The 16666-nt window shown below is 71.3% G+C and carries 8 protein-coding genes; 7 read left to right on the forward strand and 1 reads right to left on the reverse strand.

Annotation, left to right across the window (positions count from 1 at the left end; translation table 11 throughout):
• Positions 1 to 123: 123 nt before the first annotated feature.
• Positions 124 to 1929, forward strand: coding sequence for a serine/threonine protein kinase (locus WMF36_RS18935; protein WP_437581019.1), 1806 nt, complete (start codon positions 124 to 126; stop codon positions 1927 to 1929).
• A gap of 36 nt (positions 1930 to 1965) precedes the next feature.
• Complete coding sequence (locus WMF36_RS18940) at positions 1966 to 3774, forward strand: PEGA domain-containing protein (RefSeq protein ID WP_437581020.1); 1809 nt, start codon at positions 1966 to 1968, stop codon at positions 3772 to 3774.
• A gap of 56 nt (positions 3775 to 3830) precedes the next feature.
• Here WMF36_RS18940 and WMF36_RS18945 read toward each other — a convergent pair whose 3' ends face one another.
• Positions 3831 to 7517 carry a Kelch repeat-containing protein gene (locus tag WMF36_RS18945; protein ID WP_437581021.1) on the reverse strand — a complete coding sequence of 1229 codons (3687 nt, stop codon included), beginning with the start codon at positions 7515 to 7517 and terminating at the stop codon, positions 3831 to 3833.
• Positions 7518 to 7764: 247 nt separating this feature from the next.
• Here WMF36_RS18945 and WMF36_RS18950 point away from each other — a divergent pair, with 247 nt between their 5' ends.
• The 5 genes from WMF36_RS18950 to WMF36_RS18970 all read left to right on the forward strand — a co-directional run bounded on the left by WMF36_RS18950 (position 7765) and on the right by WMF36_RS18970 (position 16652).
• Positions 7765 to 11091 carry a thrombospondin type 3 repeat-containing protein gene (locus WMF36_RS18950; protein ID WP_437581022.1) on the forward strand — a complete coding sequence of 1109 codons (3327 nt, stop codon included), beginning with the start codon at positions 7765 to 7767 and terminating at the stop codon, positions 11089 to 11091.
• 117 nt (positions 11092 to 11208) lie between these two features.
• Positions 11209 to 11850 (forward strand): hypothetical protein, encoded by a 642-nt coding sequence (locus WMF36_RS18955; protein WP_437581023.1) that lies wholly within the window; start codon positions 11209 to 11211, stop codon positions 11848 to 11850.
• 304 nt (positions 11851 to 12154) lie between these two features.
• Positions 12155 to 13993 carry an OmpA family protein gene (locus WMF36_RS18960; protein ID WP_437581024.1) on the forward strand — a complete coding sequence of 613 codons (1839 nt, stop codon included), beginning with the start codon at positions 12155 to 12157 and terminating at the stop codon, positions 13991 to 13993.
• 356 nt (positions 13994 to 14349) lie between these two features.
• Positions 14350 to 15750 carry a hypothetical protein gene (locus WMF36_RS18965; RefSeq protein ID WP_437581025.1) on the forward strand — a complete coding sequence of 467 codons (1401 nt, stop codon included), beginning with the start codon at positions 14350 to 14352 and terminating at the stop codon, positions 15748 to 15750.
• A 128-nt stretch (positions 15751 to 15878) separates the two neighbouring features.
• Positions 15879 to 16652: a PP2C family protein-serine/threonine phosphatase gene (locus tag WMF36_RS18970; protein ID WP_437581026.1), complete on the forward strand. Its 774-nt coding sequence runs from the start codon at positions 15879 to 15881 to the stop codon at positions 16650 to 16652.
• Positions 16653 to 16666: the final 14 nt, after the last annotated feature.

Consider the following 16666-nt stretch of genomic DNA (forward strand, 5'->3'; position numbering starts at 1 on the left):
CCTCAGGAGCGCGACCTGTCCCGCCGAGCTGTACGCGAATCCGCGACAGGTCGAGCCGCGAGCGCGCGCGCGTTCGCGGACATTGCTCCCCCGTGCGCAATCCCCTAGAGTGCTCCTAACGCTGTGATCGGCACGATCATCGACGGCAAATATCAGATTCGCAAGCTGCTCGGAGAGGGCGCCATGGGCTCGGTCTACGAGGCCGAGCACACGGGGACCGGTCGTCGCTGCGCCGTCAAGGTGATCAGCTCGGCCGATCTCACCCGCGATCCGAAGGTGGTCAGCCGCTTTCAGCGCGAGGCGCGCGCGGCGGGCGCGATCGACACGCAGCACATCACCCAGGTGCTCGACGCCGGCGTCGATCGCGGCTCGAACCTGCCTTTCCTCGCGATGGAGTTCCTCGCCGGCGAGGACGTCCACCAGCTCATCAAGCGCGTCGGGCCGCTCGCGCCCGACCTCGCGCTGCGCATCGTCGCGCAGTCGTGCCTCGGGCTCCAGAAGGCGCACGAGGCGAGCGTCGTCCACCGCGACATCAAGCCGCACAACCTGTTCCTCGCGCGGCGCGACGCCGGCGAGATCCTCGTCAAGCTGCTCGATTTCGGCATCGCCAAGGTCAAGATGGACCGGGCGAACGAGACCGAGGGCGCCGATCTCACGCGCACCGGGAACCTCATCGGCTCGCCGCTCTACATGTCGCCCGAGCAGGCGCGCGGCCAGAAGGAGATCGACCACCGCACCGACATCTGGTCGCTCGGCGCCGTGCTCTACCAGGCGCTCACCGGGCGAACCCCGTACCATCACATCACCGCGCTCGGCGAGCTCATCATCTCCATCTGCTCGGATCCCCCGCCGCCGGTGCAGGACTTCGCGCCGTGGGTGCCGCCGGAGGTCGCGGCGATCGTGCACCGCTGCCTGCTGCAAGCGCCCGGGCAGCGCTACCAGAGCGCGCAGGAGATGTTCGGCGCCATCCGGCCGCTGCTCCCCTACGGCTGGGGCATCCACGAGAGCATGCTCGTGCCGCTGCCGAAGGCCGTGCACAGGCAGTCCGCGCCGCGGTTCTCGGTGAACGTCAGCATCCCACCGGCGAACCAGAGCGGCGCGTATGCCGCCGTATCGCCCGCGAACCAGAGCGGCGGCTACCCGGCGCTCGCGGCCTCGCCCGCGAATCAGAGCGGCGGCTACCCGGCGCTCGCGGCCTCGCCCGCGAACCCGAGCGGCGGCTACCCCGCGGCCCCGCACGAGCACCGCGGCGGATCGCACCCGTCGTTCGCGCCGCCGGCGAACCAGAGCGGGCCGTTCGGCGCGGTCGTCCCGGCCGGCAACCACGCCGGCGCGGCGACGACCGGGGCGCTCACGCAGTCGCATCGCGGCACGCAGCCCGGCGCGTCGCGGGTGCCGGTCGTGGCCGGCGCCGCGCTGCTCGCCGCGGTCATCGCGGCCGGCGTGTACTTCGTCAGCAGCCGGCGGTCGCCCGAGCCCGTCGCGCCGCCGGTGGCGCAGGCGACCGCCGAGGCGCTCCCGACGCCGGTGTCCACCCCGGCGCCGGCGCCGATGCCGCCGCCGGCCGCGACGGGGACGTCGGAGGTCGTCGAGGCCGCCGAGTCGCAGCCGAGGCGCGTTCAGGTGGTCATCCTGCCTGCCGACGCCTCGGTCGAGATCGAAGGCGCGCGCGCGAAGACCAGGAACGGGATCCTCGAGATCACCGGGCCGCTCGGGAGCGAGCACAGGGTGCGCGTGTTCAAGGGGGCGAACGAGGTGGTGACCGACGTGTTCGTGACCACCAGCGGCGCGCGGCCGCTCAAGATCGAGCTCACGCCGCCTCCCGCGAAGGGCGCTCCGGCGAAGAGCGTCTCCGCCGCGCCGCCGCCGCCTCCCGCGCCGACGACCCCCAAGGGGATCATCGACAACACCGAAGAGTTCGGAAAATAGCAGCAGAAGAACAGGCTGAGTACGGTGCTCGATCGAATGGATCTGCGTACGCGGCGCGGCGGCTCGTGCCCCCTCTCTCTCGTGCGGCATCCGCGGACGGCGCGGCGGCTGCCCGCGCTCTCGGCCGCGCTCGCCATCGCGGTCGCCGCGGGATCGGCGCTCGCGCAGCCGGCGCCGGCTGACGCGGAGGGCGTCGCGCCGGCCGAGGAGGCGCCCGTCTCCGAGACGGACCGGCAGGTCGCGCGGCTCCACTTCGAGAAGGGGCTCGCCCTGCTGCGCGAGGAGGCCTGGAGCCCCGCGCTTGCCGAGTTCCTCCTCTCGCGCAAGCTCTACCCGACGCGCGTGGCCACGAACAACGCAGCGATCGCGCTGCGCAAGCTCCAGCGCTACGACGAGGCGCTCGAGATGTTCGAGACGTTCCTGCGCGACTTCACCATGTCGGCCGCCGAGCGCGCGGTCGCGCAGCGCGAGATCGCCGAGCTGCGCGCGCTGGTGGGGACGCTCGACATCACGAGCGCCGAGCCCGGGGCGTCCATCGTGGTGAGCGGCGAGGAGCGCGGGCAGTACCCGCCCGTCAAGCCGATCCGCGTCGCCGCGGGCGCGCACGTCGTCCGCGTCTTCAAGGAGGGCTACGAGCCGGTGGAGACGCGCGTCGACGTCGCCGGGGGCCAGACGGTCACGGTGAACGCGAAGCTCCGCAGGCTGGTCCGCTCCGGTCGGCTGCGCGTGGTGGAGCGGGCCGGCAAGACGGTCGACGTGCTCGTGGACAACGTGGTCGTGGGGCAGACCCCGTGGATCGGCACGCTGTCGGTCGGCGACCACATGGTGGCGCTGCGCGGCGAGGGGAAGCTCGGGACGCAGCCGACCGCGGCGCCCGTGAAGCCGCAGGACCTCACCACGCTGTCGCTCCTCGCCGAGGACCTCGACGCGTCGCTCCGGGTCGACCCGACGCCGCCCGGGGCGAGCGTCTGGATCAACTCGGTCAACGTGGGCAACGGCGTCTGGCTCGGCCGGCTCAAGGCCGGCGCGCACCGGGTCGAGGTGAAGGCGGACGGGTTCGTCACCGAGGCGCGCACGGTGACGCTGCAGAAGGGCCAGCGCCAGGGCCTGAGCCTCCCGCTCGAGCGCGACGAGGACGCGGAGATCTGGCGCAAGCCGCCGAAGTTCACGCTCGACGCGAGCGCCTCGTTCCTTGTGGCGCCGACGCTCGGCGGCGAGATCGCGAGCGGCTGTCGCTCGGGCTGCTCGAGCTCGATCGGCCTCGGCGGGCTCGGCATGATCCACGGCGGCTACGAGCTCGGCTCGGGGATCGGCGTGGGGATCGAGATCGGCGGCCTCGTCGCGACGCAGCAGCTCGAGGAGCGCCCGGCGGAGCTCAGGCCGATCGGCTACCGGGATCCGCTCGGCGGCACGGCGAGCGACGCGCTCCGCCTGGGCGGCTTTCTGGCCGGCGCGACGTTCGGATACCACTTCGGCGAGGACTTCCCCGCGCTGCTGCGGCTCGGCGCCGGGGTGCTGGTGGGCGAGATCCGCGACGAGCGGACCGGCAGGTTCAGGACGACCGAGGGGGCGTCGTTCAACACGTACCCCGTGGTCGACTTCGCCTCGGCGACGTACTTCTACGTGGATCCGGAGGTGAGGCTGGGTCTGCGGCTCGGGGAGCGGTGGGAGCTCTCCGCCAGCGCGAAGCTGCTGCTCCTGATCGGCCTCAGCAAGCCTGCGTGGGACAGGACGATCGAGCTCGCGGCGGAGAGCGACGGGATCGGCACCTACGCGCCGGAGTCGCTCATGGGGGACGTCGTCCTGATGATCGCGCCCGGGGCGAGCCTGCGGTACCAGTTCTGAGGAGACCGGCGCCGGCGCTCCGATCCGGAGCGCCGGGAGCGTGCAGGACGGAGCGCTTACCGGTCGCGCCGCCGGCGGCGCAGCCCGGCCAGCGCCGCCGCGGCGCCGAGAAGGACGGAGGCGAGCGCGGGGTCGCGCTCGGTGGAGGCGCCGACGACGCCGCAGGAGCAGGACGGGACCGGAGACGGATCGATCTGCGGGACGCACTGGTTCGCCAGGTTGCACACCGTGCCATCGACGCAGTCGGCCACCGACCTGCACGGTGAGGCGCAGGCGTTGCCGCCCGGGGGGCAGCTGTAGGGGGTGCAATCCGTGTCGGCGCCCGCGGCTCGAAGCGTGTGCTCGCCGTCGCAGCTCGGTCCTACCTCCTCGAGGTCGTCACAGACGCCGTCGCGGCAGATGAAGTCCTCGATGCAGTCGGCGTCGGAGGCGCAGGAGGTCTTGCAGGCGCTCTCGTCCTCGCACTTGAAGCCGCCGCAGCGCTCGACCGCAGGCGCCTTCTCCTGGCCATCTCCATCGCAGAAGAAGCGCGTGAGCGTGGCGGGGCCGACGGCGCAGCCCTCGTCCGCGCAGGCGCACACGGAGGTCCTCGCGACCGCTCCTTCCGCGGGGAACCTGCACGTCGCGTCGGCGGCGCCGCCGCAGTAGCCGGCGCACGCGCCCTCGCCGGGGCAGGCCTCGCGCCGGAAAGAGCCGCCGTCGTTGGGATGTGGGGACGCGTGATCGAGGTCGGTCCCGACCGGCGTGCACTTGCCGATGTTGTTCACCACGTCACACGCCTGGCACTGGCCATCGCACCGGTAGTCGCAGCAGACGCCGTCGACGCAGTGGCCCGAATCGCACTGGCGGTCGCGGGTGCACTCGGCGCCGACGGCGAGTCGATCGACGCAGAGGCCCGACCCCGGAGGCGCACCGCCGGCTCCGGCCGACGCGCCACCCGCGCCACCGCCGCCCGCTCCTGCGGATGCGCCGCCTGCACCCGCGCCGCCCGCTCCTGCGGATGCGCCGCCTGCACCCGCGCCGCCCGCTCCTGCGGATGCGCCGCCTGCACCCGCGCCGCCCGCTCCTGCGGATGCGCCGCCTGCACCCGCGCCGCCCGCTCCTGCGGATGCGCCGCCTGCACCCGCGCCACCGCCGCCCGCTCCTGCGGACGCGCCGCCTGCACCCGCGCCGCCCGCTCCTGCGGATGCGCCGCCTGCACCCGCGCCGCCCGCTCCTGCGGATGCGCCGCCTGCACCCGCGCCGCCGGTGCCGGTGGACACGCCGCCCGCGCCACCACCCCCCGTCCCGGGCGATGCCCCTCCGGCGCCGCCGGGCTGGTCGCAGGCGTTCGGATCGCCGACGCCGGCCTCGCACCAGCCGCTCTCGTCACAACCGCAGTCGTCCAGGCAATAGAGAATGCACCTGTTGTTGGTGCCGCAGCGGCCCGGCTTGCAGTCCTTCGTGGATTCGTGAGCCGCCGCGTGACCCAGGCCATCGCACCGGTTGTGCACCTCGATCTGGTTGACGCAGACGATGGGAAGCTCCGTGTCGAGCTTCGCGGGACCGCAGGTGCCATCGCTGCCTGTCCCTTTGCCCGACGCCGTACACGAGAAGCACTCCTGATCGCATGCCTCGTTGCAGCACACGTTCTCCGTATCGGAGCAGTGCCCCGATGCGCACTCCTGACCGCTCGCGCACGGCTCGCCGTTCGCCTTGATGAGCAACTGGGCGCTGGAAAGCACCTGACCGCTCGACGCCCCGAGGCCTCCCGCGACGAGCACAGCCCGGCCCGCACCGAGGTCGGCGCCGGCGTTGACCAGGACCGCCGCGTGCTCCCGCCGAGCTTCCTGACCAAGGGATCCGCCCGCGAGGCTGAGACGGGTGAAGCTCCTGGTCAGCGGATCATAGATCTCGGCGGTGGAGCGCGTGGTCGTACCGTCGAAACCGCCGGCAACGAGGACGTTGCCGGTCGGCAGGAGGCTCGCCGTGTGGAACGCGCGCGCGTCCGCCATCGAGATGGGCCTCGGCTGGAGCTCGAACCCCCGCCGGGTCGGATCGGTCACGCCGTCGTGGTAGATTTCGACGGTGCTGAGGTAAGATCCTCCGGCGAGCCGGGTGCTGCCGCCGACGAGGATCACCTCGCCCGAGTCGAGCGACGTGGCCACACGGTCGATCAGCGTCGCGGTATGGAATCCGCGGAGGGTGTTCATCTGCGTCGTCATCGGCCTCGCGGGGGGCGAGATCACGGAAATTGCCTGGAAAGTTCCCGTGTCCGCGTCGAAGATCTCGGCCGAGGTGAGCGCGGTGCCCGAGAGAACGAAGCCTCCAGCGATGAGCACATCGCCGGCCTTCAGACGGACGGCCGTGTGCGCATGTCGCGACGTCACCATGCTGCCGACGGTGGCGAGCGTGCTCGTGACGGGTGCGCCGCCGCTCGATCCGAAGGAGCCGAACGTGTAGAGGGAGGCGGTGCTCGTGGGCTGGTTCAGCGGCTCCGCCAGGCCGCCGGCGACCAGGACCACGCCCCGGTCGAGGAGGGTGGCGGTGTGGTTGACCCGGCCTATCGAGGCGACCGAGTCCCTGACGAACTGCCCCGTGGTCGGGTTGTAGACCTCGATGGCGGCGACCGGCACACCGCTGGCGCGATGGGTGCTGCCGCCCACGACGACGACGGCCGGCGGAGGGGGCGCTGGGTCCGACGGCGCCGGCCGGGCGAGCGTCGTGGTCGTCGTGGCGGTGTGGGCGCCGCGCGCCTCTTCCATCGCATCGGTGCTCGCGAAGGTGCGATCGAGGGGGAAGTACAGCTCCGCCGTCCGCAGCGCGGCGCCGGACGCATCGAAGCCGCCGGCGAGCAGCACAGGGCTCGCGGGGTTCGCCGGGTCGACCACGGTGGCGGTGTGGCGGGAGCGCGGCGCGATCATCTGGTTCGACGTCGCGATCCACTGCGGGTCGACGAGCGTCGGGTACTGAACGCCGGTGGAAGGCCATCCGACGATCACGGTGCACGCCGGCGCCCCCGGCGGGGTGACCGGCCGGCCCCAGGGGGCGCGAGGGTTCGTGTCCACGGCGCAGCTTTCGACGGAGAGCGAGGCCGGAAGGCGTGCGCCGGTCGCGTCGATGAGATAGGGGGGCGCGACGCGCAGGCGAGGGGAGCCGGCGGCGTCGAGGAACTCGAGCGTGCGCTCCACGAGGCGGAGGCCTGAGACCGCGGTGACGTCGACGCGGTAGCGGAGCTCTTTGCGCGCTGGCTCGCGGTCGAAGACGACGAAGTCCTCGGTGCCGTTCGGGAGGACGCGGTGCAGGACGTCGTGGGCGCTGCCGTCCTCGGTGCGGAGCGCGCCGGCGTAGAGGACCAAGCCGCCGTCGACGGCCGCAGGCACGTCGGCGGCGTCGACGAGGGAGAAGGCGATCGAGACGCCTGACGCGGTGTCGGCGAGGCGCACGGGTCGGGCGGCGCGCAGCGGGAGCTCGGCGGACGCCGCGGCATCCTGGCCGGCGGCGCGCAAGGCGCCGGCCGGGGTCGGCGCGACGGTCTTGACGGGGCCGGGGGAGATGGTGTTGGCGAAGCGCGCGCGGATCGCGGCAATGCGGGCGCGCGCTCCGGGGGACGCCTCGTGGGGCGACGCGGCGCCGGGCGGAGGGGAGCGGCGCGGGGCGCTCTCGTCGGAGCAGCCGAGCACCTGGGGAAGAACGGCGCACGCCGAGAGCAGCGCAGCCGTTCGCAGCCAGAAGCCGAGTCGCAGCACGCGGAGGTTGTTCAAGGGATCGTTCCGGGGTCGGCGCGGCGCGCACGACATGAGGGGGACGGGTTGGGCCATCCTAACAGAAGGCGGCCGAACAGGTGGCGGCGCCCGACCGACGCCGCGGGTGCCTCTCCCGGGGGGCGGCGGTCGCTCCCCGCCGCTCGAGCGCGCGGAGGAGGAAAACCCCCCAGGAGGGGAGCAAAACTGGATAAGCTGATCGGGGCGCTGTCGTATACGGCGCGACCCGTCTGCTGGAGGAGCCGCGATGATCTTCCCCGCCTCGCCTTGGAAGCCCCGACACCACGCGCACGCCGCCGCCGCACGGCGCGGCATCTTGCCGCTGCTCGCGGGCCTGCTGGCGCTCGTGGTGCTCGCCCCGCTGCCGGCGCGCGCGACGGTGTGGGACACCGACAACGACCAGGTCGCGAACGGGATCGACAACTGCCCTCAGATCAGCAATCCGAGCCAGTACGACGGCGACGGCGATGGCTCTGGAGACGCCTGCGACGACGACGACGACGACGACGGCTCCCCGGATGACGCGGACCTCGACGACGACGAGGATGGCATTCCGGACGCGGATGACGGCTGTCCGACGATAGCCACCCCCATGGGAGCGGACCCAGACTTCGATGGCGACGGCGACGGCGTGCCGAACGTCTGCGACAACTGCGACTCGTCCAGCAACGAGGATCAGCTCGACAGCGACGGCGACGGGGCGGGGAACATCTGCGAGCTCGACAACGACGGCGACGGTCACAACGACTTCGCTGACAACTGCATCAACGTTCCGAATGCCGATCAGCGCAGCTCCGATAGCGACGAGTACGGCGATGCCTGCGACAACTGCCCAAGGTCGAGCAACAACGATCAGCGGGACAGCGACAATGATGGCGTCGGAGACAGGTGCGACAACTGCAGAGACGCCCCGAATACAAATCAGAGCAACGTCGACGACGATGACTTCGGCGACGCCTGCGACAACTGCCCATCTCACGCCGACCCTTCTTTTGCCGACAGCGACGGCGATGGCGTGGGGAACGCCTGCGATAACTGCCCCGGGAGGCCGAACTCCGACCAGATTGACCGCGACAATGACGAGATCGGCGACGCCTGCGACAACTGCGCTGACACGTCCAACACCAGCCAGGCAGACATTGACAACGACAGTGTGGGCGACGCCTGCGACAACTGTCGCGCGATCGGGAACGTGGGCCAGCAGAACAACGACAGCGATGCCTTCGGCAACGCCTGTGACAGCTGCCCCGGCACCCCGAGCTTGAACCAGAATGATGCCGACGGGGACACGCTCGGCGACGTCTGCGACAACTGTCCATCCCTCGTCAATGTGAATCAGGCGGACGGTGACGATGACGCCGTCGGCAACGCCTGCGACAACTGCCCTGATATCGCCAACGTGAGCCAGATCGACGGCGACGGCGATGGGCTCGGAAACGACTGCGACAACTGCCCCAACATCGCCAACGCGGGCCAGCTCGATGCCGACGGCGATGGCATCGGCGACGCCTGCGACAATTGCATTTCTGTCGCAAACGCGAGCCAGATCGATGCCGACACCGACACGAGAGGCGACGCATGCGACAACTGCCCGGCGGCTCGGAACGTGGACCAGACGAACACGGACGGCAGTTATTCGACCGGCGATGAGCTGGGAGACGCCTGCGATGACGACGACGACGCCGACGGCGTGCTCGACGACGACGACAACTGTCCCCTCGCTGCGAACACGAGCCAGTGGAACACGGATTCTAGTTTTCCGGGCGGAGACCGGCTCGGCGACGCCTGCGACGCCGACGACGACGCCGACGGCGTGCTCGACGGCGGCGACAACTGCCCGCTCACACCGAACTCGGGCCAGACGAACACCGACCTGAACCTCCCGGCCGGCGACGGCTTCGGCGATGTCTGCGACGACGACGACGACGCCGACGGCGTGCCGGATGTCAACGACAATTGCGTCTTCGCGCCGAACGCTGCCCAGGCGAACACCGACCTGAACCTCCCGGCCGGCGACGGGCTCGGCGACCTCTGCGATGACGACGACGACGCTGACGGCGTGCTCGACGAAGACGATAACTGCCCGTTCAATCCGAACGCGAGCCAGACCAACACAGATCGGGAGTTCGCCGGCGGCGACGCGCTGGGCGACGCCTGCGACAACGACGACGACGCCGACGGGGTACCGGACGGCTCCGACAATTGCGTCACCACGCCGAACCCAGACCAGGAGAACAACCCGAAGAACGGGCCTGAAGATGGGCTCGGTGACGCCTGCGACGACGACGACGACAACGACCGCGTCCTCGACGCGGACGGCGACAACTGCCCCTACGACGTCAACACCAACCAGCTCGATACCGATCGCGACGGCGACGGGGATGTTTGCGACGACGACGACGACAACGACGGCCTCACAGATGCCCAGGAGGCGGCGCTCCAGACCGACCCGACCAGCATAGACTCCGACGGCGACACCATCGGGGACATCGAGGAGGTGGCGAACCCCGACGATCCTGCCGATCCGGCCAACAGCGCCGACGACGATGTGGCCATCGACGCGGTGGATCCGGACAGCGACAGCGACGAGGTGCTCGATGCCGACGAGGCCGGAGATGCCCTGCTGAATACGCCGGCGGTCGACACGGATGGTGATGGGATTCCGGACTACCGGGATACCGACTCGGACAACGATGGCGTGCTCGATGGCCCGGACAACTGCCGGCTCCTGAGCAACCCGCCGCCGGGTCCGGGCGATCGGCAGACCGACACCGACGGCGACGGCAAGGGCGACGTATGCGACGGCGACTCGGACAACGACGGCGTGCTCGACGTCGACGACAACTGCCCACTGCTGCCGAACGCCGGGCAGCAAGACGCCGACGGCGATGGCACCGGGGACACGTGCGATCCGGACGCCGATCCGGACGGCGACGGGGTCGTCAACGAGGACGACAACTGCGACTTCGACGCGAATCCGCCGCCCGAGGTGGGCGAGCCGCAGGCCGACCTCGACGAAGACGGCATCGGCGATGCCTGCGACGATGACACCGACGGCGACACGATACCGGACGCGGTCGACAACTGCCCGCAGATCGTGAATGCCGGCCAGGAAGACGTCGACGGTGACCGCGACGGCGACGTCTGCGACAACTGCCCGCTCCTCGCGAACGCCGGCCAGGAGGACCGAAACGGCGACGGCATCGGCGACATCTGCGATCCCGACGGCGACGGGGTGGTCACCGATTCCGACAATTGCCCGAGCGTCGCGAACCCCGAACAGGACGACGCCGATGAGGATGGCGTGGGTGACGCCTGCGAAATGCCGGAGACGACCGGTGGCGGCGGCGGCGGTATGGGTGGCGCGGGCGGCGCAGGTGGCGTGGGCGGCACCGGTGGTGAAGCCGCGACCACCACGACGACCAGCGGTGGTGGGGAGGCCCCGGATTTCGAGGGTGGCTGCGACTGCCGCATGGGCCATGCCCCGATGCCCCGGGAGGCGTGGGGGGTGCTGCTGATCGTCCTCGCCACGCTTCGGCGGCATCGGCGGCAGTCCCCACGGCGGGCGGCGTGACTGCACACCGCAGCGGCTGGATCACAGGAAATCGATGTTCCGCGATCGCGACAGCGTCTCCTCGACGCAGCGGTCCGGTGATGTAAGTTTATTCACAAAATTTCAAGGAGGACCCTGATGCACGCATCTCGGTGGATCGCTGTGTGGATGGCGTTGGGCGTGTTCGGAAGCGCCGGCACGGGTGTGGGCTGCGGCGACGGCGACACATCGAGCGGCACCACCTACGACTCGACGACGACGACCACCACAGGTGAGGGCAGCACGAGCAGCTCGAGCAGCGGGGGGACGGGCGGTGCCGGCGGCACAGGGACGGGCGGCGCCGGCGGCACAGGGACGGGCGGCGCCGGCGGCACAGGGACGGGTGGCGCCGGCGGCACAGGGACGGGCGGCGCTGGAGGGGAGGGGACCGGCGGCTCCGGCGGCATGATGGATCCGATGTTCGCCTTCACCCTGAACGGTATCAACTACACTGGCGTCACGTACGCGAGCAAGACGGTGTACGTGACCCTGAGCAGCGCGGACGAGACCACGGCGGCGTTGGATGAATCGGTGGCGATCGCGGACGACGGAACATTCACCATCACGGGGCACGTGCTTGGAGGCAGGCCATACACCATGCGATGGTACGTAGATGTGAATGACAACGGTGTCTGTGATGCAGTTCCCAACGATCGCGTGTGGATGGAGGATATACCCGCCGTCGCGGCGGATGTCATACGCAGCGTTGAGCCGAATACCGACTTTTCCGCCTGCCCATAGCGCGCCACGGCGGCGCGTCATCGTCGTTGTCGAGCTCACGCCTTCAACCAGGCGCCTGAATTGCTCGCCACTGCCATGTTTTGGATGAGATCCGAGCTGCCGTGACGTTTGTAGATCTGGATAATATAGCACCCATGGTGCTACGCCCCCGGGGGAGCCCTCTCCTCCCTTGTCTTGGCGGAAGCCGCGCAGCCCCGGTCCGGTCAGAACAACCGCCGTTGCTACCCGTCCCAGCACCCGGGCCCCCCGTCATGGAGTCCGGATGTTGCCCCCCGCCTCACCCCCCAGCTATCGTGGCCAGCCGATGAGGTCTTCCTCCGTCGCAGCGGCAGCGTCCGCGGCCGTCCTCGTGACGCTCGCCAGCGCCTCGCGCGGTCAATCCACCGGCGGCTTCTCCCTCGACCGGTTCGAGCCGGCGCCCGCCGGAGACGTCTTCTTCGGCGTGCCCTCTCCGGCCGCTCCCGGCCACCTCGAACCGCGCGTCCACGCGATGCTCGATTACGCCTACCGCCCCATCCACAGCGGCGGCGACACCCCCATCGACCTCGTCTCTTCGCAGGCGTTCCTCCGCCTCGATGCCTCGCTCGCGCTGTGGGATCGCCTGCTGCTCTCGGTCGACGCGCCGCTCGCCGTCTCCCAGGGTGGTGACGATCCGGGCATCCCCGGCGTCGAGTTCACCGAGCTCGCGGCGCCCGAGCTGGGCGACCTCCGCTTCGGCGCGCGGGTCCGTCTGCTCGGCAGGGACGCGGGCCCGTTCCAGCTCGGGCTCGGCGGCTATCTCTTCGTACCCACGGGATCGCCGGCGCAGTACACCGGCGACGCGGAAGCCCGCGGTGCCTTCCACGCGAGCCTCGGCGGGCGCCTCGGGACGGCGCGCTCCTCGCTCGGCTTCCTGTGGAACGCGAGCGGCGGCGTCGACTTCGGGGGCGGCCCGAACCAGCCGCAGCAGGCCACCTTCGGCGGCGCCGCGGCGCTCCTGTTCGGCGGCGACCTCCTCCAGCTCGGCGCCGAGGTGTACGCCGCTGCGCCGCTCGGCGACGAGCTCCTGCTCTCGAGCACGCCGGTGCAGCGCGAGGACGCGAGCGTCAACGCCGAGCTGCTCCTCGGCGCCAAGCTGCGCGTCCTCGGCGGCCTCACGTTCGGCGCCGCGGTCGGCCCCGGCCTCACGAACGCGATCGGCACGCCGCCCGTCCGCGCCGTCGGCATGGTGGGCTGGGCGCCGCTCCCGGCGCCGGCCCCGGAGCGCGCGCAGGCCTCCGCCGTCGCGGGCGACAAGGACGACGACGGCATCGACGACCACATCGACGCCTGCCCGGACGTCAAGGGCGACCCGTCGCCCGACCCCGCGAAGGACGGCTGCCCTCCGGCGGATCGCGACGGCGACGCCGTGCTCGACATCGACGACGCGTGCCCGTCCACCCCGGGCGCTCGCAGCGCCGAGCCCACGGAGAACGGCTGCCCGGACGACTCGGACGACGACGGCTTCCACGACGGCATCGACGCTTGCCCCAGCGTGCGCGGCGGCCCGAGCGACGACCCGAAGAAGGTGGGCTGCCCGGGCGACGCGGACGGCGACGGCATCGCCGACGCCTCGGACGCCTGCCCGAAGCTCAAGGGGCCAGCGAGCAAGAACCCGAAGCAGAACGGCTGCCCGGACGATCCGGACGGCGACGGCGTCCGCGGCGCCGCGGACGCCTGCCCGAACGAGCGGGGGCACTCCGATCCCGATCCACGGCAGAACGGCTGCCCGAAGTTCGTCCGCGTGAGCGCCGACGAGATCACGACGTCGAGGCCGGTGCAGTTCGTCGTCTACGGCAAGACGCGCACCCAGACGGTCGATCCTGTCTCCGACGAGATCCTGGTCGAGGTGCGCGACGCCATCCAGCAGAACCCGGATATCGAGCTCGTCGAGGTGCAAGGCCACACGGACGACAGCGGGACCGAGGGGTACAACCTGCGCTTGTCCCAGCAGCGCGCGGAGGCCGTCCTCTCGTGGCTCGTCGCCGCCGGGGTGCCGCGGGAGAAGCTCGTCGCCAGGGGCTACGGCTTCGAGCAGCCGCTCGGGGACAACCGCGTCAAGACAGGGCGCCAGAAGAACCGCCGCGTGCAGTTCATGATCATCAAGCGCAAGGGACAGCCGTAGCGAGCAGGCGTCGTCGTCATAACGACGGCCGCGGACGACACAGCGCCCAAGACGCCACACTCCCCGACAGCCGCCACCCGAGGGGCGCCCGAGGATCAAGCCCTCGCAGCCTAGCCAGGAGCCTAGGACGATGCAGCAGCGCCGCGTCCGCACGCGCCCTCCGCGCCCTACGCGACGCCTGACACCCAGTCGTGACCATTCCCTGACAGGCCGTGGACAGGCGCGTGTGTCACCTTGACGAGATGCTCCATACGGTGGCAATCTCAGATATCCATCTTTGTGAGCTCGAGCCGGGTGACGGTCTGTGGATGCGTTACCGTCAGGCTCCGTATTCCCCCGACAGCGAAGTCGCGGCGATGCTGGACGCGCTTCGGGACGAGATGAAGCAAGGCACGGCGCGCGACGCCGGGCGGCATGAGCTCACGCTGGTGCTCAACGGCGATGTGTTCGACTTCGACGCGCCGCGCGTGATCGACCAGCAGAGCGTCTTTCACGACCTCCCGCGCAGCGCCGAGCACGCGGTCCCGGCGATGGCGGCGATCCTCGCGGATCACCCGGTGTTCATCGAGGCGCTGGGCCGCGTCGTCGCGGATGGACACACCGTCGTGTTCATCTCGGGCAACCACGACGTCCAGCTCACGTTGCCCGAGGTGCGCGACCTGGTCCGGGCCCGCGTGGTCGAGGCGGCGCTCGCCGCGCTGGCCGACGCCTCGCACCCCGGCTCGATCTCGCGCGCCGCGCTGGGCGCTCGCGTCGTGTTCCGCGCCTGGTTCCACAAGACGCCGGACGGCATCATCGTGGAGCACGGCAACCAGTACGACGCCTACTGCAGCTACCGCTACCCGATGGTCCCGTTCGGACGGAAGCCGGGCGAGATCCAGCCGACCATGGGCTCGCTCGTGTGCCGGTTGCTCGTCTCACGGATGGGCTACTTCAACCCGCACGTGGACTCCTCGTTCATGCTGTCCGCGTTCGGCTACCTCGCGCACTGGGCGCGCTACTACATGTTCTCGCGCCGCACGCTCGCGGGGGCCTGGGCGCTCGGCGCGCTCCGCACCGTCGTCGAGCTCGTGCGCCGGCGCGAGCCGGAGCGGCGGGCCCGCCTGCGCGAGTGCCTTGCGGCCGCCGCGCAGGAGACGGGCGCCCCGCTCCGCGCCGTCGCCCGCCACGCCCGCCTGTTCGCGCGGCCGGCCGAGGACCGGCTGGGGCTCGTCGCGCGCGAGCTCTGGCTCGACCGGGCCGCCCTGGGGCTGCTCGCGGTCGCGGTCGCCCTCGTGTGGCTGCTGCTCGTGCCGGGCTGGCTCACGCCGGCGGCGCTCGTCGCGCCGGCGGGGCTCGTCGTCTACGAGCGCCTCGTTCCGAAGCTCCCGCTCGACGCGACCTGGCAGCGGGTCAGCCGCGCCGCGCGCCAGGTCGCCCGCGCTCACCGCGCCAGGGCGGTCATCTTCGGCCACACGCACACGCCCGAGGGCACCTGGGAGGGCGGGCTGTTCTTCGGCAACTCCGGCTCGTGGTCCGCCGCCTTCGAGGACATCGCCTGCACCAAGCCGGTCTTCGCCGCGCGCCCCCTGGTCTGGCTGAGGTCCGAGCCGGGCTCGGGCAGCTCCGCGCGCCTCTCGGGCGGGCTCGTGACCTGGAAGAACGGCCGCTTCGAGGTCCGCACGGCGAGCGTCCCGCCCCCTGCCGAGCCGCTCCGCGGGCCGCAGGGCGCCCACCCGCCGCTCCGGTCGCCCGCGACCGCCGCGCTGCGCACGTAGCCTGGCCACGCCAGCCCGAGCGGCCCGGCGCTCTCCGCTCGAATTGAGCCCCTTCCTGACTTGCGCAAGGCGTCCGGCCGCTGGATGCTGCCCGGAGTCGACACGCGTGTCACCGACGAGGAAGCTCCGTGAACTCCACGCTCCGCATCGAAGCCGCCGGTGACAGCCACGTTGGCCGCCAGCGCGAGCACAACGAGGACAGCTTCGCCGTCGATCTGGATCTCGGCCTCTTCGTCGTCGCCGACGGCATCGGCGGCGCCGCCGGCGGCGAGATCGCGTCGCGGATGGCGGTCGACATCGTGCAGTCGTGCTGCAAGGACGGCGAGGGCGAGATCACGCAGCCCACGGGGTACGACGAGCTGACGGCGCCCCTCGAGTTCCGCCTGGTCTCGTCCATCTGGCGCGCCAACGAGCAGATCTTCGACGTCGGGCAGCGCGATCCGCGCTTCTACGGGATGGGGACGACGTTCGCGGGCGTCTACGCCGACGCGACCTCGGCGTGCATCGCGCACGTCGGCGACAGCCGGGTCTACCGTTACCGCCAGCACCGGCTCGAGCGGCTCACCGAGGACCACTCGCTCTGGAACGAGCACCTGCGCAGCGGCGAGGAGCTGCCCGACGACGTGGATCCCCTGCTCGCCCGCAACGTCGTGACGCGCGCGCTCGGGATGGGAAAGACCGTCGACGTCGCCACGCGCATCGAGCGGCCCGAGGCCGGCGATCTCCTGCTCATCTGCTCGGACGGCCTCTCCGGCCCGGTCCCCGAGCCGGAGATCGTCGAGGTGCTCGCGCAGGGCGACGACCTCGCCGCGACGGCGCGCTCGCTCGTCGACCGCGCCAACCTGCACGGCGGCCCCGACAACGTGACCTGCGTGCTCGTGCGCTGGAACGCCGCCGGCTGACGCGCCCCCCTGAC

Origin of the sequence: Sorangium sp. So ce887, assembly GCF_051521455.1 — a bacterium.
In the GTDB taxonomy this organism is placed as follows: Bacteria; Myxococcota_A; Polyangia; order Polyangiales; family Polyangiaceae; genus Sorangium.

Coding starts and splice junctions, on each gene's coding strand:
- WMF36_RS18965 (WP_437581025.1), top strand. CDS start 14,350: ATGCTGGACGCGCTTCGGGACGAGATGAAGCAAGGCACGGCGCGCGAC.
- WMF36_RS18940 (WP_437581020.1), top strand. CDS start 1,966: ATGGATCTGCGTACGCGGCGCGGCGGCTCGTGCCCCCTCTCTCTCGTG.
- WMF36_RS18960 (WP_437581024.1), top strand. CDS start 12,155: ATGAGGTCTTCCTCCGTCGCAGCGGCAGCGTCCGCGGCCGTCCTCGTG.
- WMF36_RS18950 (WP_437581022.1), top strand. CDS start 7,765: ATGATCTTCCCCGCCTCGCCTTGGAAGCCCCGACACCACGCGCACGCC.
- WMF36_RS18955 (WP_437581023.1), top strand. CDS start 11,209: ATGCACGCATCTCGGTGGATCGCTGTGTGGATGGCGTTGGGCGTGTTC.